The 21,584-nt window shown below is 53.2% G+C and carries 17 protein-coding genes and 8 tRNA genes; 17 read left to right on the top strand and 8 right to left on the bottom strand.

Going from position 1 to position 21,584, the window contains the following annotated elements:
- Positions 1-443 precede the first annotated feature (443 nt).
- From C9I92_RS20885 to C9I92_RS20910, 5 genes are all read left to right on the top strand, one after another.
- Positions 444-1,805 (top strand): Na+/H+ antiporter NhaC family protein, encoded by a 1,362-nt coding sequence (locus tag C9I92_RS20885; RefSeq protein WP_047887646.1) that lies wholly within the window; start codon positions 444-446, stop codon positions 1,803-1,805.
- Between the two features lie 355 nt (positions 1,806-2,160).
- Positions 2,161-3,831, top strand: a complete 1,671-nt coding sequence (ushA, locus tag C9I92_RS20895) for a bifunctional UDP-sugar hydrolase/5'-nucleotidase UshA (RefSeq protein ID WP_047887648.1) — start codon at positions 2,161-2,163, stop codon at positions 3,829-3,831.
- A 114-nt stretch (positions 3,832-3,945) separates the two neighbouring features.
- On the top strand, positions 3,946-4,422 hold the full coding sequence (ybaK, locus tag C9I92_RS20900) for a Cys-tRNA(Pro) deacylase (protein WP_047887649.1): 477 nt from the start codon (positions 3,946-3,948) through the stop codon (positions 4,420-4,422).
- Positions 4,423-4,467: 45 nt separating this feature from the next.
- The gene (locus tag C9I92_RS20905) at positions 4,468-5,394 is read left to right on the top strand and encodes a LysR family transcriptional regulator (RefSeq protein WP_084712694.1); all 927 of its coding nucleotides are present in this window, start codon (positions 4,468-4,470) and stop codon (positions 5,392-5,394) included.
- Between the two features lie 193 nt (positions 5,395-5,587).
- On the top strand, positions 5,588-6,202 hold the full coding sequence (locus C9I92_RS20910; RefSeq protein ID WP_047887650.1) for a LysE family translocator: 615 nt from the start codon (positions 5,588-5,590) through the stop codon (positions 6,200-6,202).
- Positions 6,203-6,286: 84 nt separating this feature from the next.
- On the opposite strand, the gene smrA is transcribed toward C9I92_RS20910, so the two are convergent.
- Together smrA and C9I92_RS20920 are read right to left on the bottom strand one after the other, a co-directional pair.
- Entirely contained in the window at positions 6,287-6,868 is a 582-nt protein-coding gene (smrA, locus tag C9I92_RS20915) for a DNA endonuclease SmrA (RefSeq protein ID WP_047887651.1), read from the bottom strand.
- Between the two features lie 130 nt (positions 6,869-6,998).
- On the bottom strand, positions 6,999-7,139 hold the full coding sequence (locus C9I92_RS20920; RefSeq protein ID WP_047887652.1) for a DUF3149 domain-containing protein: 141 nt from the start codon (positions 7,137-7,139) through the stop codon (positions 6,999-7,001).
- Positions 7,140-7,425: 286 nt separating this feature from the next.
- On the opposite strand from C9I92_RS20920, the gene C9I92_RS25470 reads away from it, so the two are divergent.
- From C9I92_RS25470 to C9I92_RS20945, 8 genes are all read left to right on the top strand, one after another.
- Positions 7,426-7,525: transfer RNA gene (locus C9I92_RS25470), tRNA-OTHER, on the top strand.
- 39 nt (positions 7,526-7,564) lie between these two features.
- Positions 7,565-7,641, top strand: a tRNA-Pro gene (locus C9I92_RS20925).
- Between the two features lie 40 nt (positions 7,642-7,681).
- Positions 7,682-7,758, top strand: a tRNA-Pro gene (locus C9I92_RS20930).
- Positions 7,759-7,797: 39 nt separating this feature from the next.
- Positions 7,798-7,897: transfer RNA gene (locus tag C9I92_RS25475), tRNA-OTHER, on the top strand.
- 39 nt (positions 7,898-7,936) lie between these two features.
- A tRNA-Pro gene (locus C9I92_RS20935) sits at positions 7,937-8,013 on the top strand.
- A gap of 39 nt (positions 8,014-8,052) precedes the next feature.
- Positions 8,053-8,129: transfer RNA gene (locus tag C9I92_RS20940), tRNA-Pro, on the top strand.
- Between the two features lie 40 nt (positions 8,130-8,169).
- Positions 8,170-8,269: transfer RNA gene (locus C9I92_RS25480), tRNA-OTHER, on the top strand.
- 39 nt (positions 8,270-8,308) lie between these two features.
- A tRNA-Pro gene (locus C9I92_RS20945) sits at positions 8,309-8,385 on the top strand.
- Between the two features lie 102 nt (positions 8,386-8,487).
- On the opposite strand, the gene C9I92_RS20950 is transcribed toward C9I92_RS20945, so the two are convergent.
- Together C9I92_RS20950 and C9I92_RS20955 are read right to left on the bottom strand one after the other, a co-directional pair.
- A complete protein-coding gene (locus C9I92_RS20950) occupies positions 8,488-9,369 on the bottom strand; it encodes a TraB/GumN family protein (protein WP_047887430.1) in 882 nt (293 codons plus the stop codon).
- A gap of 217 nt (positions 9,370-9,586) precedes the next feature.
- Positions 9,587-12,595: a cation transporter gene (locus tag C9I92_RS20955; protein ID WP_047887434.1), complete on the bottom strand. Its 3,009-nt coding sequence runs from the start codon at positions 12,593-12,595 to the stop codon at positions 9,587-9,589.
- A gap of 277 nt (positions 12,596-12,872) precedes the next feature.
- Here C9I92_RS20955 and cueR point away from each other — a divergent pair, with 277 nt between their 5' ends.
- A complete protein-coding gene (cueR, locus tag C9I92_RS20960; protein WP_047887429.1) occupies positions 12,873-13,268 on the top strand; it encodes a Cu(I)-responsive transcriptional regulator in 396 nt (131 codons plus the stop codon).
- A gap of 168 nt (positions 13,269-13,436) precedes the next feature.
- On the opposite strand, the gene C9I92_RS20965 is transcribed toward cueR, so the two are convergent.
- From C9I92_RS20965 to tesA, 3 genes are all read right to left on the bottom strand, one after another.
- A complete protein-coding gene (locus tag C9I92_RS20965) occupies positions 13,437-14,294 on the bottom strand; it encodes a co-chaperone YbbN (RefSeq protein ID WP_047887428.1) in 858 nt (285 codons plus the stop codon).
- 544 nt (positions 14,295-14,838) lie between these two features.
- On the bottom strand, positions 14,839-15,666 hold the full coding sequence (locus tag C9I92_RS20970) for an SDR family oxidoreductase (RefSeq protein ID WP_047887427.1): 828 nt from the start codon (positions 15,664-15,666) through the stop codon (positions 14,839-14,841).
- Between the two features lie 54 nt (positions 15,667-15,720).
- Positions 15,721-16,320, bottom strand: coding sequence for a multifunctional acyl-CoA thioesterase I/protease I/lysophospholipase L1 (gene tesA / locus C9I92_RS20975; protein WP_047887426.1), 600 nt, complete (start codon positions 16,318-16,320; stop codon positions 15,721-15,723).
- Here tesA and C9I92_RS20980 point away from each other — a divergent pair.
- Positions 16,319-16,990: an ABC transporter ATP-binding protein gene (locus C9I92_RS20980; protein ID WP_047887425.1), complete on the top strand. Its 672-nt coding sequence runs from the start codon at positions 16,319-16,321 to the stop codon at positions 16,988-16,990. The genes tesA and C9I92_RS20980 overlap by 2 nt on opposite strands.
- A complete protein-coding gene (locus C9I92_RS20985; RefSeq protein ID WP_047887424.1) occupies positions 16,987-19,434 on the top strand; it encodes an ABC transporter permease in 2,448 nt (815 codons plus the stop codon). The genes C9I92_RS20980 and C9I92_RS20985 overlap by 4 nt, the downstream gene beginning before the upstream one ends.
- Before the next feature lie 252 nt (positions 19,435-19,686).
- Here C9I92_RS20985 and C9I92_RS20990 read toward each other — a convergent pair whose 3' ends face one another.
- Positions 19,687-20,595, bottom strand: coding sequence for a TIGR01777 family oxidoreductase (locus tag C9I92_RS20990; protein WP_047887423.1), 909 nt, complete (start codon positions 20,593-20,595; stop codon positions 19,687-19,689).
- Positions 20,596-20,839: 244 nt separating this feature from the next.
- On the opposite strand from C9I92_RS20990, the gene C9I92_RS20995 reads away from it, so the two are divergent.
- Positions 20,840-21,574, top strand: coding sequence for a DUF1538 domain-containing protein (locus C9I92_RS20995; RefSeq protein WP_047887422.1), 735 nt, complete (start codon positions 20,840-20,842; stop codon positions 21,572-21,574).
- Positions 21,575-21,584 lie beyond the last annotated feature (10 nt).

Here is a 21,584-nt window from a genome sequence, read left to right on the forward strand (position 1 = left end):
ATTTTATAGCGGTTTATTACATGTTGCACGAAAAAGTGACATGTATTAAAAAATTTTATAAAACCGTGAAAAAGAATGACTTTTTATTGGCGATGTTGTCTTTTGGTGTCAATAAGTTGACCATTTTTCGTGTGTCATGGCCGTGATTTGAACGCACTGCATGATTTAATAGCGACCACCTTCTTTGGGTATTAAGTGCCGTTGTTAAAACGGTTGAAGGGCTCACAAAAAATAAATGCGAGCGACGGTGAAAAGTTTCACCTTACCCATCAGCTATCTCTCATTACTATGAAACAGGAGGTATTGCGCGGCGTGAATACAATCTTGCCGTGATATTCTGCACAACAGTCTTTTTCTGGATGTTTAGACGTCTAGAAGTTGACACTGCCAGAGTGAAGCCTTAGGCTAGGCAAAATTTTTAGAAAAGATGTCCTGTAGTCATCATGCCAAATACAACACAACATACTTCGACGGAGCCGACGCCCTCGGCACTGCCGCTACTCCCTCTGGGAATATTCCTTGCGCTATTTATTGGTGTGGGGACTTATTTGACTCTGCAAGGTGTGGACTTTGCCTTTTACCAGTTACCGGCTCCAGTAGCCGCGTTACCAGCTATCGTCGTTGCGATCCTGCTGAGTAAGGAAAATCTCAATAAAGCGATTGAACAATTCCTGCGTGGGGTAGGCCATGGCGATATTATGGCAATGTGTATGATCTACCTGCTTGCCGGTGCCTTTGCGGCAGTCGCGAAAGCAACGGGTGGGGTGGATGCGACGGTTAACCTCGGACTTTCTATGCTGCCGGCCAGCCTGATTCTGCCGGGCATTTTTGTGATTTCTGCTTTCATCGCGACAGCGATGGGAACGTCCATGGGCACCATTGCAGCGGTGGCTCCGGTTGCGCTGGGGATTGCGCAGGCGTCGGGAATGGATATTGCCCTGACCGCGGGTGTGGTACTCAGCGGCGCCATGTTCGGTGACAACCTGTCGATCATTTCAGATACCACGATTGCGGCGACTCGCTCTCAGGGCTGTCAGATGAAAGACAAGTTCCGTGAGAATATCCGTATTGCCCTGCCTGCGGCGTTGGCGGCGATCGTTCTGTTCCTGCTGAGCAGCACCCCAAGTGAGTTACCGGCAACCTCGGAAGTGGAATGGCTGAAGGTGTTGCCTTACGTCACGATTCTGGTGCTGGCTGTGTCCGGCGTGAATGTGTTTGTGGTGCTGAGCCTGGGCATTGTGCTGGCGGGCGGTATCGGTCTGGTTTCACTGCCTGAGTACCAACTGGCCACGTTCGGTCAGGATATCTACAGCGGCTTTGGTAATATGCAGGAAATTTTCCTGCTGTCGATGATGATTGGCGGTATGGGTGAACTGATGCGCCAGCAAGGAGGCCTTGCTTTCCTGACTCAGCTGGTCAGCAAGATTATCCGGGTGTTCAGTAAGCAGCATACTCAGGGGGAAAACCTGCGTGCCAGTGAGCTGGGGATTGCCGGTCTGGTCAGTATGACCAATGTGTGTACGGCCAATAACACCGTTGCCATCATTGTGTCTGGCGGTGTTGCGCGTGAACTGGCGGAAGAAAATGGTGTGACGGCCCGTCGTTCGGCCAGCCTGCTGGATATCTTCTCTTGTGTGGTGCAGGGTATCCTGCCATATGGTGCACAGGCTCTGTTGCTGGGCTCGGTGTTTGGTTTGTCACCGCTGGAAGTGGTCAGTCACTCTTACTACTGTTTCTTCCTGGCTCTGGCGGCTGTTGTGGCGGTATTCCTTCGCCACCAGTCACGCAACCTGGCTGTTGCATAAGTGATTGCTACAGGCCTTCATGCGATAGCGTAAGTACGCAGAAAAAGACAGAAATGACTCAAGCCTCCCGTCGTGGAGGCTTTTTTATGCTTGCTCTCTCAATATTTCAAAATGGAATGAGTGGTATAGTGATCTGGTCAACATATTGATGAAATCTATACAACAAGATTCATTAATTATTTTAAACTGACGCTCGTTATCTCCCTGTTTCTCCTCATTTTGCAGGCTTTTTTGATGCCTGTGCTTTCGTTTGTCTGCGTGACTGGCGCCAGAGCGTCCAGAACCACCGGAAAGGGGAGGTAGCGCCACAAGTGCGGTGATAAACCAGAACACAATTAGGATAAGGGATGCCCTCATGAAGCAACATTTCTTTGCCAAGACAGCATTGTCTGCTGTGATTCTTGCCACGCTGGCAGGCTGTGCCGGCCAGACTGATACAGCGCAGGGTTGGCAGGCCGACCAGACATACAAGCTGACCATCCTTCATACCAATGACCACCATGGCCGTTTCTGGCACAACCAAAACGGTGAGTACGGCATGGCGGCGCGTAAGACGCTGCTGGATCAGCTACGTGCTGACGTGGCCGCTGAGGGCGGAACAAGCTTGCTGCTGTCCGGTGGTGATATCAACACCGGGGTGCCGGAGTCAGATCTGCAAAATGCCGAGCCGGATTTTAAAGGCATGAATATGCTGGGCTATGACGCAATGGCGCTGGGGAACCACGAGTTTGATAACCCGATTAATGTGCTGCGTCAGCAGGAAGAGTGGGCTGAGTTCCCAATGCTGTCTGCCAACATTTATGACAAAACAACCGGCAAGCGTATGTTCCAGCCATACCAGATTTTTGAGCGGCAGGGCATCAAAATTGCGGTTATTGGCTTAACGACCGAAGATACGGCGAAGATCGGTAACCCAGAATACATTGGCGGCATCGATTTCCGCGATCCGAAAGAAGAAGCCCAAAAGCTGATTGCAGAGCTGAAAAAGACGGAAAACCCGGATGTGATTATTGCTGCGACGCACATGGGCCACTACGAAAACGGTAACCGGGGCGTCAATGCACCGGGGGATGTGGCACTGGCGCGCTTTCTGCCTGAAGGCGAACTGGACATGATCGTCGGCGGTCACTCTCAGGAACCCGTGTGCATGGAAGGCTCGAACATGTACAACAAGCAGTTCAAGCCTGGCGACGTCTGTAAGCCGGATCAGCAGAACGGTACCTGGATTGTGCAGGCGCACGAGTGGGGTAAATATGTAGGTCGTGCAGATTTTGAATTCCGCAACGGCGAATTGCAGATGGTGAGCTACGATCTGATCCCGGTTAACCTGAAAAAGAAAGTGCAGTTGGCTGACGGCAGCTCAAACCGTGTGTTCATTCAAAATGAAATCGCGCATGACCCATCAGTGAAAGCCTTCCTGCAACCTTATCAGGAGCGTGGTCAGGAAAAACTGAATGTGAAGATCGCTCAGTCAAACGGTAAGCTGGAAGGTGACCGTAATGTGGTGCGTTTTGAGCAGACGAACCTGGGTCGCCTGATTGCGGCATCGCATATGCAGCGTGCCAAAGCCGACTTTGCCGTGATGAACTCCGGCGGCGTGCGTGACTCTATTGCTTCTGGTGATATCACTTACAAAGATGTGCTGAAAGTGCAGCCGTTTGGCAATATCGTGACTTATACCGATATGAGCGGTGCAGAAGTGATGGACTACCTGAATGCCGTCGCAACCAAGCCGGTAGACTCTGGTGCTTACGCACAATTCTACGGTATCTCTATGACGGTACAGAATGGTAATGTGAGCAAAGTGTCGATTGGTGGCAAGCCGCTGGACATGAAGCAAACCTACCGCTTTACGGTTCCAAGCTTTAACGCTGCTGGCGGTGATGGTTATCCGAAACTGGCCGATCATCCGGGCTATGTGAACACTGGTTTTGTGGATGCCGAAGTTCTGAAAGAGTTCCTGGAAAACCACAGCCCAATCGACGTGAATTCGTTCGCGCCAAAAGGTGAAGTGGTTTACCTGTAAGTTTGCCTGAATCATCCGAAGCCCCGGCGATAGCTGGGGCTTTTTTATGGGCGGCAGTTTTGTCTGTGCTCCGGTTGGGCTATAGTGGGGCTTTTGTGACGGAGCTAAAAGTTTATGACCCCAGCAATTAATCTGGCCAAGAAGAATAAAATTCCTCACACCATTCATCAGTACGATCATGATCCGGCGAATACCAATTTCGGGCTCGAAGCTGCCGAGGTCTTGGGGCAGGATCCTGATCGTGTCTTCAAAACGTTGCTGTTTGCCCTGAATGGCGATCAGAAAAAACTGGCGGTCGCGATTGTGCCGGTATCCGGGATGCTGGATCTGAAAGCGGCAGCAAAAGCGGCGGGCTGTAAAAAAGTCGAAATGGCAAATCCACAGATAGCAGAAAAAACAACTGGTTACATTGTAGGTGGGATCAGCCCGTTGGGCCAAAAGAAACGCTTACCGACGTTTCTTGATGCATCAGCCCAGGCATTTGACTCTATTTGTGTCAGTGCCGGACGTCGCGGACTGGAAATTGAGCTCGCACCGACGGATCTGCTGAGCCTGACCGGCGGCCAATTTGCCCCCTTGGGCAAAGATTGATCAGCTGAAGAGCAAACACGGCCAGTAAAAACGGAGAGCCAGCCATTGCTAAGCCAGATCAACCTGAATTTGTTGCGTACGCTGCAGGTCCTGATGGAAGAGTGCCATGTCAGTCGCAGCGCTGAGCGGCTGTGCCTGACTCAGTCAGCGGTCAGCCGCCAACTTAACCAACTGCGTGAGCTGTTTGCTGATCCGCTGTTAATTCGTGAAGGGAACCGGCTGTTACCCACGCCGAGAGGATTGCAGCTTAAGCTGCAGGTGGATGCGATTCTGGAAGGTTGTGAGGCATTGCTGGCGGCTCCGAGTTTTGATCCTGAGCAGTGGCAAGGGCCGATGATCATGGCATCTTCCGACTATGTTGCTCAGTATATTCTGCCGGATATTGTTGAGCGGGTTCAGCGTCAGGCACCACGGCTGAACCTCAGCTACCGGCTTTGGTCTCCGGAACAGATCTCCCGGCTGGGAGAACTTGATATTCATTTGGTTTCGACGATGTTACCTGCCATACCAGACGGATTGTGCGGGGCCCAGATCGGTGCCGATTTTCCGGTGTGTGTGCTGCGCAGAGGCCATCCGCTAGCGTTGGCTCCTCGGCTGACACTCGATGACCTTGTGCGTTATCCGCACATGCGTGTCTCAGCCGGAGGTGACAAGGACAGCTTTGTCGAGCGGGAACTGTCCGCGCTGGGTTTGCAGCGTACCGTCAAATTTTCCGTTCCTTTCTTCAGTTCCGCTTTTCAGACCGTCAGTCGGACAGATATGTTGCTGGTGCTGCCTGAGCACATTGCCATGAATATGCAGGCCTTATTTGATATTACCTACTGCCCGTTACCATTAACCACCCCCGAGCATCGGTACTGGCTGTTATGGCATCCTCGCTATGACGCCGACCCAGCGCATCGCTGGTTCCGTGAGCAGGTAATGGCAGTGATGCAAAGCTCGATGTATTCCATTCAGCCTCGCGTGTATTAACGCAAGCATTCAGTCATCCACAAGGGTTAAGTCTGTTTTTTCAAGCCGGTTTTTCACCTGGATACCTGGCCAGGGTAGCCGGAGACAGTGAGCAAAACAGCACTATGATTTGAAATCATAACCTTAATGATTTCTTTTGATTTCACAGAATACCTTGGCGTTGCTACATTTTTGGCAATACAAGGAGAATCTTATGACATTCAGTATCTGGCTTTCACTATTAATGATTTGCATGCTTGGTGCCATGTCCCCGGGCCCGAGTCTGGCTGTGGTGGCTCAGCACAGTCTGGCAGGCGGCCGCTTACACGGCGTGGTAACATCTTGGGCACACGCTGCAGGTGTCGGCATCTATGCGTTGTTGACCTTGTTGGGTTTGGCTGTGGTACTGAAGCAATCACCGACCCTGTTTCAGGTGATGACATATGCGGGAGCCGCGTATCTTGCGTATCTCGGTTTTAACGCACTGCGTTCAAAAGGTGGCGTGGCGGCGAAGCTGGCTGCCGGTGAGCCGAGCAGTTTGCTGGTAGCGGCGCGCGATGGAGCCATGATTTCTCTGCTGAATCCGAAGCTGGCTCTGTTTTTCTTGGCTCTGTTCAGCCAGTTTGTGGCCATCGGGACAGAATTGTCCAGCCGGGCGATAATAGTGGCCACACCACTGCTGGTGGACGGATTGTGGTACACCCTGATTGCATTTGTGCTGTCTAACCCTCGGGTGCTGGATAAACTTCGCATGAAAGCGCAGCTCATTGACCGTCTGTCAGGGGTTGTATTGATTCTGCTGGCTATGCGGGTGGTTGTTCAGGCCTGAGAAACAACCCGGGGAATACCCAATGTATTAAAAAAGGAGCCACAGGCTCCTTTTGTTTTTCGCAATATGCACAAGAAATACGGATTAACCTTGGCGCTTGCTATGTCGCTCGCGGTTTTCCAGCTTACGCTCCGGGCTTTTTTTCAGCATCACGTATAAGGCACCATTGCCGCCATGCTGGCGGAGCGCTGAGTGAAAACACATCACATCCGTGATTTGTTCGAGCCAGGTGGCAACAAAGCTCTTCATCATGGCCGGTGGATTCGACTTTTCCCCTTTGCCATGAACAATGATGACTGTGCGAATGTCCATCCGCTGGCACTGACGCAGGAAATTCAATACTTCCTCGCGGGCTTCTTTCAACGATTTCCGGTGTAAATCCAGACGCGCCTGAAGATCGTACTTTCCTAAACGAAGTTTACGAAAAACGCCGTCCTGAACGCCGGAACGCTTAAACTCGACCATATCATCAGGTTTGAGCATTTTGGCATAATCTAGGGAAAGGTATTCAGGGTCACTATCGGATAGGGTTTGCGCGGCCAGTCGTCGGGCGAGTTGGGCCTCCGATACCTGGTGCTTTTGTGTGACCTGAACTTTGTCCTGCGCCAGCGGGGCAACGTCGGCCATCATCTCCCGAAAGAGATCAAATTCATTATTCTCTGACATGGTGTTTCAAGATTGGAGACTCATGGCCTGAGTATACCAATTTCGAGCGGCGGGTATAGCGGGGAAAAGAAATCCAGGGTCATCACCGACCGTCTGACCCTGGCGCAAGCAAAAGACTTTGCAAATGGCTCTAGTGAGGAGATGGTGCAGTCAAGACTTTGTAAACAAAGTAACCGCCGTAAAACAACATTAATCCCAAGGCGCCGAAAATGACAATCATTGATGAAAGACCGACTGCATTACCAAATAAAAGCTCTAACCAGAAATCCATAGTCATTCCTTTTTGGTCGTGGGATAGTGGTTGTAAGATACTAATGCAACAGGGTTGTTATGATGATCTGGATCAATGGTGTTTTACATGTTTCACTCTTGTAGCTGCCTCTGCGTGTCTGATCACTTTTTCGGCGCAATTGCTAAATCAATAAGCAATTAAACAGGGAAACGGATAAAATTTACGGTTTCCCTCTTGCGTAATTTCTTGGCCTGAGTAATATAAGCCACCTCAGCAGCACAAGAGCTGTTGGCAAGTAAAGAGTTTACAAGGCTTTTTACTATGTCGGTGAATAGCGCAGTTTGGTGACGCATCCTGATTTTAGGAATAGCGGACCAGAGGGTCGGGGGTTTTCCAAGACCTTGAATTGGCTTCTTCACCGACCACTTTTTAAGTGGCAGGTTTATGACGTGCCGCGACAATGTCGGTGAATAGCGCAGTTTGGTAGCGCATCTGGTTTGGGACCAGAGGGTCGGGGGTTCGAATCCCTCTTCACCGACCACTTTTCAAGTGGCAGGTTTTATGACGTGCCGCGACAATGTCGGTGAATAGCGCAGTTTGGTAGCGCATCTGGTTTGGGACCAGAGGGTCGGGGGTTCGAATCCCTCTTCACCGACCACTTTTCAAGTGGCAGGTTTATGACGTGCCGCGACAATGTCGGTGAATAGCGCAGTTTGGTGACGCATCCTGATTTTAGGAATAGCGGACCAGCGGGTCGGGGGTTTCCCAAGACCTTGAATTGGCCTTTTCATCGACCACTTTTCAAGTGGCAGGTTTACGACGTGCCGCGACAATGTCGGTGAATAGCGCAGTTTGGTAGCGCATCTGGTTTGGGACCAGAGGGTCGGGGGTTCGAATCCCTCTTCACCGACCACTTTTAAGTGGTAGGTTTTATAACGTGCCGCGACAATGTCGGTGAATAGCGCAGTTTGGTAGCGCATCTGGTTTGGGACCAGAGGGTCGGGGGTTCGAATCCCTCTTCACCGACCACTTTTCAAGTGGCAGGTTTTATGACGTGCCGCGACAATGTCGGTGAATAGCGCAGTTTGGTGACGCATCCTGATTTTAGGAATAGCGGACCAGAGGGTCGGGGGTTTTCCAATACCTTGAATTGGCCTCTTCACCGACCACTTTTTAAGTGGCAGGTTTTATGACGTGCTGCGACATGTCGGTGAATAGCGCAGTTTGGTAGCGCATCTGGTTTGGGACCAGAGGGTCGGGGGTTCGAATCCCTCTTCACCGACCACTTATTTGAAAGCCTGCTCATAGAGCAGGCTTTTTTCGTTTCAGTGTTTAGGTCATAACGTTACAGCGTGCAGAGATAAATGTGCTAAACGTGTCTTTCGGGTTATGACGTGTATTTTTGTGTGGAAGGACAGATGGCCTTGGCACTTTGAGTCAGCGGCTCAAGGGTAAACCCCTGATGACTCAGAAGGGCCGGGAGTCCCTGAGGGCCGAGTAAATGCATGGCACCGACCACGACCAGGTATTTGCCCGGCGGGTAGTACTCCGATGCCATCTGATTCGCCCAGTCTCGATTACGAGCATAGATCAGCAACTCATCCGTTTTGGCTGAGTAATGGCTGTCGTCAAAAATGCGTTGCAGCTGAGCCAGATCCCCCGCCTGCCAAGCCGAAATCATGCATTGCAATTGGCTTTCCAGTTGCTCCCATTCCCCTACGGTTGCCATTAACAGATCTTTGCCGTGGTCATCCAGCTGTTCCATCAGAGTGATTTGCTGCTGAACGCTTTCCAGTTCTTTGATGGGGAGTTGGTCTTTTTCTGCCCGACGTAACAACGTCATGTCGATACCGTGAGCCGGACTTAATCCTGCGTTGTCCGCCATTTTCATTTGCAGCTGAATGGCAGCCAGCCAGGGAGGGGATTTCAGCAGTGGCGTCACTTTCAATCCAGCTTTGCGGGCTGTGTCGAGCAAGGCCGTTTTTTCTTCGGTTGAGAGCAGGCTTTCAGTCAGAGGAATTGCGGGGTTAATCCGGGCCTGATTGGGAGCCAGAATGTTGGCTTCGACAACCAGGGCGTTGGCACTGCGCCAGTGGTTCAGGAAAGCTTGTGGCAGCGGGTACAGAGACGGGTGCCCGGCATGGATGGAACCTAGCAGGATAAACTGGCGTTGGCTATCCTGTGCCATCCAGACCAGAGGTTCAGCATGGCTCCAGCTACTGAAAACAGGCACAAGCAATAAGAGTTTAGAAAGTAACGACTTAAACATAGCAATCCTGAGGAAAAGGCGGATAACACAGTTATAACAGCTAACGAAGAGGCTCGCTAGACGAGAGCTTACTCAGAGAAAAACGGGGTTCAGGAAAGTAAATAGCCCTGTTCGGCAGTGGAAGCCGGACAGGGCCTGAAGGGACGTTATTGGCGATCAGGATGGAGCCAGAACCACCAGATAATAAAAGCAATGGTTAGTATACCGATGAGAGCGATCATTTGTGTTGCTCCTTATTGTCTGAGGTAGTACGAGGACGACCGTCCGGAGTGAATAATCGCAGTCGGTTGGCGTTACTGACCACCGTGATGGAAGACAGCGCCATCGCGGCACCGGCGATCACCGGGCTGAGCAAAGCGCCGGTAAACGGGAACAAAATACCGGCAGCAACAGGAATGCCCAAGGTGTTGTAAATAAAGGCACCAAACAAGTTTTGCTTCATGTTTTTTAGGGTGGCACGAGACAGCTGCAACGCATCGGCAACGCCGTGCAGAGAATGACGAACCAGTGTCAGCTGGGCACTTTCAATCGCTACATCACTGCCGCTACCCATGGCAATCCCGACTTCTGACTGGGCGAGGGCCGGAGCATCATTGATGCCGTCACCCACCATGGCCACTTTTTTCCCTTCAGCCTGAAGCGCTTGAATCTGGCTGGATTTACCATCCGGCAATACGCCCGCGATCACTGTGGTGATCCCTGCCTGAGCGGCAATCGCCTGTGCTGTCGATTTGATATCCCCGGTTAGCATGATGACCTCAAGCCCCATGGCCTGCAGGCGCTTGATCGCCTCGACGGAGTCATGGCGGAGCGGATCGCTGATACCGAGTAATCCTGCTAACTGATTCCCGACAGCCACAAAGATCGGAGTGATACCTTGCTGGCTGATTCGTTCGGCATCGTTAATGCCTGCCACGAAATCGACCTGATGTTGTTGCAAAAGCTTTTGATTACCCAGCAGCAAATTCTGTCCGGCCACATCCCCTTCCACGCCAAAGCCGGGTTTGGCTGCAAAGTGGCCATGGGGCTGCAGAGGTAGGGAGTCTGCTTTGGCGGCATCCAGAATAGCCTTCGCCAGTGGGTGCTCGGAGCCTTGCTCTAACGATGCTGCCAGCGATAGCAGGGTCTCTCTGGTGTAGCCGTTGAAAGTCAGGCATTCCACCAGTTGGGGTTTTCCTTCGGTCAGGGTGCCGGTTTTATCCAGCACGACAGTGTCGACTTCGGCGGCCATTTGCAGCGCTTCAGCATTGCGGATGAGCACGCCGTATTCCGCAGCTCGTCCAACCCCGACGGTGACCGACATCGGAGTTGCCAGCCCCAGTGCACATGGACAAGCAATAATTAACACTGTGGTGGCCGTAACCAGCATATAAATGGACGACGGCTCTGGGCCAAAGTAGTACCACACCATGGCCGTGATAACCGCGATGATCATTACCGATGGTACAAAGATCGACGAAATGGTATCAGCCAGCCTTGCCAGCGCCGGTTTACTGCTTTGGGCCTGACGGACCAAGTCGATAATGCGTGCCAGCATGGTGTCCCGGCCGATTTTTTCGGCCCGGAACAGCAGGGTACCATTTTGGTTAATCGTGCCGGCATGCAGAGTGTCCCCTTCGCGTTTGTGTGCGGGCAGCGGCTCACCGGTCAGCATGGATTCATCAATGTAGCTTTCGCCTTGCGTGATTGTCCCGTCTACAGGAATTCGGGCCCCCGGGTAGAGGCGCAGCAGCATCCCTTGTTGTACTTGCGCCAGCGGCACTTCCCGCTCTTCACCTTGCTCAACAATCACAGCGGTCTGGGGTTGGAGATCCATCAGCTGTTCCAGCGCTTTTGAAGTGCGGCTGCGGGCACGGGCTTCAAGGGCATGTCCCAGAGTAATCAAACCGAGGATCATGGCAGAGGCTTCAAAATACACGTGACGTGCCTGATCTGGCAGTAAGTCCGGCACCAGTACAACAAACATTGAATACAGCCAGGCTGCTCCAGTACCTAAGGCGACCAGAGTGTCCATGGTGGCACGGTGATGGCGAAACGCCTTCCAGGCATTAACATAGAAATGGCGACCAGTGGTGACCAGCAGAGCAAGGGTCAGTAAGCCAATGGCTCCCCAGGCCAGTTGCTCAGAGGCTGAGGCGATCATCATACTGCCACCCAGTAGCCCCCATCCCATCATGGGAATACCAACAGCCAGGGCAAGAAAGGCATTGCGCAGGTGGGTGCGGTACAGCTGTTCGTTCTGAGCCTGCTGGCGCTGGCGGCGGGTTGCTTCATCTTCTGATAATTCGGCGCCGTAGCCGGCTTGGGTCACGGCTTCGATGATCTGTTCACTGTCCGCCGAGCCAGTGACCTGCGCCGTCCTCTCAGCTAGGTTGACCGATGCCTGAGTGACGCCGGGAACGCTCAGAATGGCTTTTTCTACCGAGGCAACACAGCTGGCACAGGTCATGCCGGACAGCGTGTATTGCTGGGCTGTTGGTTGAGCTGTTGGAGGTTTTTGTTGCTCTGACGGCTGAGCCATGGGGGCAGTGACGGGCTGTGAGTGTTCAGGTGCCGCCGCTTTCGCCGCATCAGCAACCGGATTTTGAGGAATGACAGCAGGCAAAACCGAGTCATCCGGCACAGCCTGGTAGCCCAAGGCTGTTATTAGTGAGATCACCGCTGGTGTATCCAGTGTGGTGGTAACGGTAGCCAAAGTTTTGGTGACGGAAAACTGGCTGATCTCAGGCTGCTCTGCCAGTGCTTTTTCAACTTTCGCGACACATTTACCACAGCTAAGCCCGCTGAGAGCCAAGGAGAGAGTGGCGGGGGCAGCATCGGAAGAGCCATTTTCTGACCGTGGCACCTGATAACCAAGCGATTCGATCAGTGCAATTAATTCGTTTTCTGCCAAACGGGTGGTGGCTTTGAGGGACGTCTTGGTCACGTCGGCATTGCTCACCTGAGGATGCGCATCCAGGGCCGTCTTGACTTTGCTGACGCATTTTCCGCACGACAGACCGGCCAGTGGCAGGACAATTTCCCGGCCAGTGTCATAATCGACTTCGTACCCGAGTTGAGTAATCGCCTCGACAACGTCAGCCTCTTTCATCGAACCTCTGACCAACGCCTGTTGGGTATCAACATCAACAGATTCCACGCCGGGTAACTCGGTCAGCGCCGTTTTAATTTTGCCGGCACAGTTCATACACCGGACTTTTTTTAGGGGAAGAGTTAATTCAGCCATCATATAGCCTTGCTTGTCAGGTTAAAGCAATGCGTTTATCACAACACGCGCATTACTTGAGTCAATGCGTTTATCCATTACAAGTAATGATAAAGCTTCCATCAAGTGGAAGGTCAAGGAAGCGTGATAAAGAATTTTCATCATGGGTGCTTGAGGCGTTTTTCTGCGGTGTAGAGACAGTTTTTGCTGGTATGGTGACACTGACATTACGACTTGCGAACTGTCACAGTGAAGAGGCATACTGAATAAAACCTTCCATTAACTGTAAGGCAGAATGATGAACATCAGTGAAGTTGCTCAGCGTACGGGGCTGACCACCAAAACCATTCGATTTTATGAAGACAAAGGGGTGATATCGCCTCCGCTGCGGGCTGAAAATGGCTATCGCCAGTACAGTCGTCGGCATCTGGATGAGTTACTGCTGATCCGTCGCTCGCGGCTGGTCGGGTTTACGCTGGAAGAAAGCCGCGAGTTACTGGAGTTTTCCCGCGATCCCCATCGTCGCAGTGCGGATGTCAAAGCCAAAGCAGAGCAGAAGCTGCTGGAAATTGATGGAAAAATCCGGGAGTTGTTGGAAATGAAACAAACCCTGGAAGCATTAACCAAACAGTGTCCGGGCGATGAGGGCGCACGATGCCCGATTATTGATGGTCTGAGTCGTTGCGACGGCTAGCAAACAAGAAACAAACATCAGGAAAATAAAGATATCGCTTTAAGGGACAATAACCAATAGCCGGGCTTGGCAAAGCGACCGGCTCAGGTTAGAACTGTCTTTGGTAAAGGGCTTCAGTCAGCCTTCAGGAGATGTCAGTCTCGGCTTTCGTCTGACCTGTTCAGCCGCTTAGTAAAGCAGGGCGTACAGCTGACGGCGGTACTTGCTGGCAATGGCGTTCCCCTGACCCAGAGCCGTAAGAATATCCATCATGGTTTTCTTGGCCGCGCCGTCGGCAAAGTTGATGTTTTTACGCAGCAGTTTAAGCAATAATTCCAACGCCTCTTCGGTACGATCAACCTGGCTGTACTGAACGGCCAGTTCGAACGCAATCTCCTGATTCTCAGGCTCGGCTGTCAATTTTTCTTCCAACAGGCGAATTTCCGGGGAGTCACTGGCTTGTTTATGCAGCTCCAGCTTGGCAATCAGGCCTTTGAATTTAGCATCCTGATCCTGCATCGGGATGGTCGCCAGCAACAATTCAGCCTCATCAAACTGAGACGTCTCGAGCAGACACTCGGCCATTGCCAGATTGATCACACTGTTCTGCTCAAATTTCGCCGCCAGTTCGCGCAGAACCGGTAACGCTTCGTTGTATTGTTTTTCATCTACCTGTGCCAGGGCGTTTTTCAGTGCCAGCTCTTCCTGACTCGGCAGGTGTTTGCTCAGCATCTCACGCAGGCTTTGCTCCGTTTGCGGACCGGCCGCTCCATCTACCGGCTGACCGTTTTTGAACAGGGCGACGGTTGGCAGGCTGCGCACGCCAAACTGACCGGCCACCATAGGTTGGGCCTCGCAGTTCAGGGTCGCCAGCACGACTTGTCCCTGATAAGACGCCACAATGCGTTCCAGGAGGTGGTTTACTTCAGCCGTTTCCGGCATAGAGGATGCCCAGAAGCTGATTATAACCGGCGTCTGCATCGATTGCTCAATAACCTGGTGAAGGTTCTGCTCGTTCAATTCGATAGATACTTGTGGGTCATACATGGGTTCTTTTCACTCCCTGGGGAAAATGGCGATGCGCAGTGCTGAACACTATTCAGCTAACGCGCTGTATTGAATATGTTATGGGGGAGTGACGTCAGAATTTCAAGGGAAAGAGAGCGGAAGATCACGTGGCGGAAGAGAAAACACACAAACCGAAAAGTGGAGAGCCAGGCTCTCCACTTTTCAGGAAAAGGTCAACAGCAGAGCGAGTGTCACACAGACACAGAGAAAATTAATTTGGCGCAATGTCATAACCACACCTTTTATTGTTCAAAACGCACTACAGACAAAAGTTCTTGGTAAGTCATTGGTACTAAGGGGCACTTCCTTTAACTTACCGGAACAGAATATCTGTATTCTGTGACACTAATATTACATTTTGTCTGTTTTTGATGTGGTTGGTACCCTTATTTTGTTTAATCCGGTGTTTTTAATGCTTAACTTTATAAAATCGCTGCCATTTTGTGCAGCGATGTCACGATATTGTGTGAATGAATATTCACTCAATTGCAATTCTGGGCTGCCCGGGCATTAAAGCGCTTGGTTAGGCACTTTTTTTCAGCAGGTTGTCGAGCCAACGACTGGGCAATACTCGCCGCAGAAAACCGAACAGATAGGTCGGCTGTGTGACGAAATAGCGGGCCTTGGGGGTGTCACTGTCGATGATGGCTTGCAAGGGTTTAAGCACGGCTTCTGCCCCCAGAGTGAAGCGGTTCGACGGTGAGGATTTGCCCAGCCGTTCCAGCGTTTGTTGATAGGTGCGATGGTGGCGGGAAGCAGTCATGTCGATGTGTTGTTCAAACTTGGCTTTGGCGTTGGCCCGGAACTGGCTTTCAATAGGACCGGGCTCAATCAGGCTGACATGCACGGGGGTATCGTCAAGTTCAAGACGTAGGGTATCGGTGTAGCCCTCTAATGCAAACTTACTGGCATTGTAGGCACCGCGGTATTTCATCGCGACTAGGCCCAGTACTGAGCTGTTCTGCACGATTTTTCCGCTTCCCTGACGGAGCATGACCGGAATAACAGCCCGAGTCAGGTGGTGCCAGCCAAACAGGTTGGTTGAGAACTGCTGGCGCAGGGCATCGGTCGGGAGATCTTCCAGGGCGCCGGGCTGGCCATAGGCGGCATTGTTAAACAGCACATCCAGTCGCCCTTCTGTAATCGCCAGCGTTTCGGCCAAACCTTGTTCAATTGACGTTTCGCTGTCCATATCAAGTTGGACACACTGTAGTCCCTCCTGTTTCAGACGCTCGACATCTTCCCGGCGACGGCAGCTGGCCACTACCTGATAACCTGCGCGATGCAGGGCATGGGCGCAGTGATAGCCAATGCCGCTACTGCACCCGGTTATTAAAATACTGATGGTCATGATTATTCCGTTAGGTCTGAAAGGTGAAACTTACTGGCAAAGCCGCACTCTGATTTACAGGTGCGGCGCGACTTCCTGCGCCATAAACTCGGCGATCCAGGGTTGGGCGGCGGCGGTCGGATGCAGCCCGTCCTCCATCATCCAGTCTGGTTTCAGGATGATGTGTTCCAGAAAAAAGGGCAGCAGCGGCACCTCATATTCTTTACTGATGTCCTGATACAACATCGCAAACTGCTGACTGTAGCGTTTGCCGTAATTAGGCGGGACATAAATCTGCATTAACAACGGCTTTGCCCCGCTGGCTTCGATTTGGGTGATCATCTCTGCAAGGTTATTGCGTATAGTTGAAGGAGGAAAACCGCGCAGGCCATCGTTGGCACCCAGCTCAATGATCACATAGGCGGGCTTATGGCGTGTCAGCAAAGCCGGTAGCCGGGCTAGGCCGTTCCCGGTCGTATCGCCGGAAATACTGGCATTGACGACGTCAAGACGGCGGCCTTTTTTGTCCAGCTCATCGGCCAGTAAGTTCGGCCAGCTTTGTTCGGCTGACATCCGGTAGCCGGCGCTGAGGCTGTCGCCCACCACAACCAGAGTACTGGCCAGGCTCAGGGGCGCTAAGAGTAACAATAAGATAACTGAAAGGAATCGTAACATGTCTACATCCGTGATAAAGGCTGTCTCAGTGTCCAAGCAGGTAACGACGGCATCGTCGTCTCTGACCATTCTGCAGGATGTTTCTCTCGAGGTCGAGCAGGGGGAGGCGATCGCGTTGGTCGGCGTCTCCGGGGCGGGTAAATCCACCCTGATGACATTACTGGCAGGACTGGACTTGCCGACCCACGGAGACATTGAGTTACTGGGAAATGCTCTGAGCCAGATGGATGACGAAGCCCGTGCAGCCTTGCGCAGTGAATCGGTTGGCTTTGTTTTTCAGAGTTTTCTTCTTATTCCCTCACTGTCGGCGCTGGAGAATGTGATGCTGCCTGCAATCATCAAAGGGGAGGTTTCGGACGAATCCCGGGCTCGCGAATTGCTGAATCAGGTTGGCCTCAGCGGCCGTGAAACGCACCTTCCCAGCCAGCTTTCCGGCGGTGAGCAACAGCGGGTGGCCCTTGCCAGGGCGTTTATGACCTCGCCCAAAGTATTGTTTGCTGATGAACCGACCGGGAATCTTGACCAACACACGGCCGCGACGGTGATTGAGCTGCTATTTGCCCTTAACCGGGATCACGGTACAACGCTGATTCTGGTCACCCATGACCCGTATCTGGCGGATCGCTGCGACCGAACCCTGACACTGGAAAATGGCAAGGTGGTGGCATGACCGATATGAGTGACACCCGAGTGATCACGGCATCTGCCAACCACTCTCTGATGCTGAAATGGACCTGGCGGGAATTGTGGCAGGGGCAGTTGTGGCCGGTCGCTGTTGCGCTGACCCTCATCATTGCCTGTGTCTTTGCGCTGGCTGCACTGGTGGTGCGGGTGGAAAAAGTGATGGTGGCTCAAGGGCGCTCGATGATCGCAGCCGATTTGGTGCTCAGGGCATCCAACCCGATTTCGCCGGATCTGATTGCTCAGGCTCAGCGTCAGGGGCTGGTTATTTCCCGCCAGACCCGGTTTGGCACCATGGCGTTCAGTGATTCTGCTATGCAGCTGGTGAGTGTCAAAAGTGTTGAAGGAAATTTTCCGCTCAGGGGAGAGCTCAGCCTGAAAACGCCGACCGGGATGCATCACCAGGTGTTACCCGGCGAGCTGTGGCTGGATGAGCGCCTGTTCGGGCTGCTGAATGTGAAACCCGGTGACAGCCTGGCAATTGGTGATGCTGAGCTGGTGGTCAGCGGCACTATAGTTCAGGAGCCGGAGCTGTCGTTTAATCCTTTCAGCCAGATGCCGGCGGTGATGATCCATGCCGATGATCTGGCTCGCACCGGTGCCATACAACCTGGCAGCCGGGTCAGTTACCGTGCTTATTTCAACGGCGCTGACAATCAGCTGGCCGCCTTACAGCAAGCCGTGACGCTGACACCGGATCAACGCTGGATCAGTGAGACGACTCAGGGCCGTACCGGCGATATGCTGGACAAAGCCCGTCAGTACCTGTCTCTGACGTTGATTCTGGTGATCCTGATGGCGGCCGCTACGCTGGTGCTGACCTGCCTGCATTATGTTTCGACCCGCACTGAAACGGTAGCCATGATGAAAAGTCTCGGCGCCAGCAAGCGCTGGCTGTGGCGCTGGCTGGCACGTCAATTGGCCATGTTGTTTGCAGTTGCTGCAACCGCCGGGATTACTCTGGGTTGGCTGTTGGAGTATCTGCTGCGGGTGCCGCTGCACGATATTTTGCCGGATCCTTTGCCGGACATGGGCTGGACGCCGGGAGTGGTCAGCTTGTTGGTGGCGGGGTTGGTGGCACTGCCCGGAATGGGGATCGCCTTGATACGACTGGTTGACGCTCCGGCGATTTCGGTGATTCAGCAGCAGGTGGACTGGCCGGTACAAAAGCGGGGATACTGGCTGCTGGTTCTGCCATTGGCGGCGGCACTGCTTTGGTTTGGCCAGAACACTTTGGTCTGGATGACCCTGGCCGGGTTGCTGGTGGTCTTAGCCGTGCTGGCCGGGCTTGGTGTCGCACTGGTGCTGTTGCTCAAGCGCGGGCAATGGGGGCCGGCAATGACGCTCGCCCTGAGCCGGATCAGCCGCAGCCGGATGGCAACCGGTGCGCAGCTGGCGGCATTGACCAGCTCGCTGATGCTGCTGACGGTTATCTGGCTGCTGCGGTCCGATTTGCTGGCTGACTGGCAACAGACGTTACCGCTGGATGCGCCCAATGTGTTTGCTCTCAATATCAGTCCCGAGCAGCGTGAAGAGTACTTATCCACTCTGGATGCCGAAGGGGTGATTCGCTCGGACATTTACCCGGTGATTCGGGGACGTCTGACCCATCGCAACGGCGAGGATTTGCTGGCCGGAGAGCGTGAAGAGCAAGACGATGCCCTGCGGCGTGAACTGAATTTTACCTGGCGTAAAGCCATGCCGGTTCATAATACGCTGATGGAAGGACGCTGGGGCGAACCGGGCAGTGTATCGGTGGAGTCGGGTATTGCAGAGCGGCTGGGCATTGTGCTCGGGGATACCCTGACGTTTTCCGTTAACAGCCAGCCGTTCACGGCCAACGTGTCCAGTATCCGCGAAGTGGAGTGGCGCAATATGCGGCCAAACTTTTTCTTCATCTTTGCCCCGGATGTGATGGAGACTCTGCCTGCGACCTGGCTGGTCAGTTACCGGGTTGAGGACGGGCAGAGTGCGTTGGTCAACCGGTTAGGACGGGATTTCCCGACCGTCACCTTGCTTGACCTGCGGACCATGGCGACCCGGATTCAGGGCATCATGCAGCAAATTTCCCTGTCGCTGTCGGTGCTGGCGGCGCTGGGGGTGATCAGCGGTTTGCTGCTGGTTCTGACCCTGTTACGGCTGAGTATGGCGCAGCGGCGCCAGGAAATTCGGCTGTACCGGACCCTCGGTGCCAGTAAAAAACGGATTGCCGCAACGGTATGGGGGGAGTTTGGCATTATGGCATTGCTGGCCGGCGTGCTGGCTGCGGCAGCCGCGGAAGTGGTTGTAGCCGCTCTGGTCAAGTGGGGATTCGAGCTGCCGGTGCAGGGGCATCCGGTGATCTGGCTGGTCGTGCCTGTGTTGTCATTGCTGCTGGTGGTCGTGATTATCCGCAGTATGCTGCGGGATTTGTTGGAGCCGGTACGAAGCTAGCTGCCAATGGCTTATATTATCCAATGCGTAAGCAGAAACAAAAGCATAAGCAGTGCAGCAAGGCCGCCTGAACAGGCGCAAGAAGTTACGGGCTGATATGCCATGGCTTTGAATGAACACGCCCGAACAGGAGATAATTTCCGGTCGGGCGTGGGAGGTATCTGTTTATGTCCCTTGGTCTTGCTTTCTCAGCGGCGAAAACGCGCGACATGCCGTTGTAGCAGGACAGATTTGGATCGAAATCCGAACAAGTCAGTGGCTCAGTAAATCGGTCAATGCCTGCGATAAGTGTCGGTGGTGAAATTCAAATCCCAAAGTGGTCAGCTTCATCGGAATCGCGCGTTGCCCTTCCAGCAGGAGTGATGCCGATTCACCCAAGGCCAGTTTAAGGGCAAACGCCGGGGTAAACAGGAAATGCGGCCGGTGCAGGGTACGGGCTAACGTGCGGCTGAAGACCTTATTGGGTATCGGATCCGGCGCGGTCATGTTAAACGGTCCCTGGGCATCCTGAGTGTGGAGCAGAAATGTAATGGCGCGCACCATATCATCCAGGTGAATCCACGGAAAATACTGCTTACCATCGCCAATCGGCCCGCCGAGTCCGAGTCGGTATGGCGGCAGCATTTTGGCCAGTGCACCGCCGTGTTTGGCCAGAACGATCCCGGTTCTGAGCAAGCAAACCCTTGTGGCATCACTTTCGGCTTCACGGGCGATGTTTTCCCATTGCTGACACACGTGGTGGGCAAAATCGTCGGCTGCAACGTGAGCCGGGATGTCAAAATGTTCGTCAATGACGGTATCGTGCTGATCGCCGTAAATGCCCACGGCGGAACCGCTGATAAAAGTATGAGGTGGCTGCGCACTGGCCTGTATTTTTGCGACCAGTTGCCGGGTGATTTGCCAGCGGCTTTCACAGATCAGTGCTTTTTGTCGGGGTGTCCAGCGTTTATTGATGATGGGTTCGCCGGCCAGGTTGATGACGGCATCATAACCGTCGAAGGATGCCAGTTGATCCAAATCGCCGATCGCCTGAACATGGCTACCCAATTGTTCACTGGCTCGGGCGGGGTCGCGGCTTAAAACCGTAATGCGGCAATCGCGCAGTTCACTAATCAGTGCCGAGCCAATAAACCCGGTTCCGCCGGTAATGAATATCTTCATGGCATCCTCTCAAACCTCGCCCATAGACTGTCCTCTACAAGTATATCCAAACCAATAGCTTGCGACACTATCTGTCACCGTTCGTTCTCCACATCAGGAATGTGGGTCAGTTCTCGTGACGGCAAAAAAGTTGTGTCAATTTGTAACCGGCGGATTACTGTTAATTGATAGCAGTGTTTTTTGTATGGCTATGTTTAACGCCAGAAAGATCGGTGACCGCGGGCGGTTGGTTCAGGGAGGGGGAATGTCAGCATTGTGGGTGTTAATGAAGTCCCTGCTTGCCAGTTTGCGAGATCTGATGCCGATAGTTCTGGTGGTTGCGTTTTTTCAGCTCGTCGTGTTACAGCAGCCATTGCCGCACCTTGGCTCAATTTTGCTTGGGTTGGGATTTGTGGTCATCGGTCTGACGCTGTTCGTGCTGGGACTCGAAATGGGGCTGTTCCCGATTGGTGAATCGATGGCCAGAGCCTTTGCGAGCAAAGGTAGCCTGGTGTGGCTGATGGTGTTTTCATTTTGTCTGGGATTCGGCACCACGATCGCTGAACCGGCACTGACGGCAGTAGCCTCGGAAGCGGCTAATGTGGCCTCTGAGGCCGGAATCTTACAGGATGGTGCACAGGCCCGGGAAGATTACGCAACCGGACTGAGGCTGACAGTGGCGGTGTCTGTGGGTCTTGCCATCATGCTGGGGGTGATCCGTATCCTTAAAGGCTGGCCGATTCATAGGGTGATTATCGGCGGGTACATTCTGGTGATGATCATGACCTGGTTTGCCCCGCCCAGCATTGTCGGAGTGGCCTATGACTCCGGCGGAGTCACGACGTCGACGATTACCGTGCCGCTGGTGACCGCGCTCGGGGTCGGGTTGGCTTCGTCCATCAAGGGACGCAACCCGATGGTTGACGGGTTTGGCCTGATTGCCTTCGCTTCGCTGACCCCGATGATTTTTGTCATGGCCTATGGCATGTGGGTGCACTAACGGGAGCCGA

The sequence above is a fragment of the Photobacterium ganghwense genome (assembly GCF_003025595.1).
Taxonomy (GTDB): domain Bacteria; phylum Pseudomonadota; class Gammaproteobacteria; order Enterobacterales; family Vibrionaceae; genus Photobacterium; species Photobacterium ganghwense.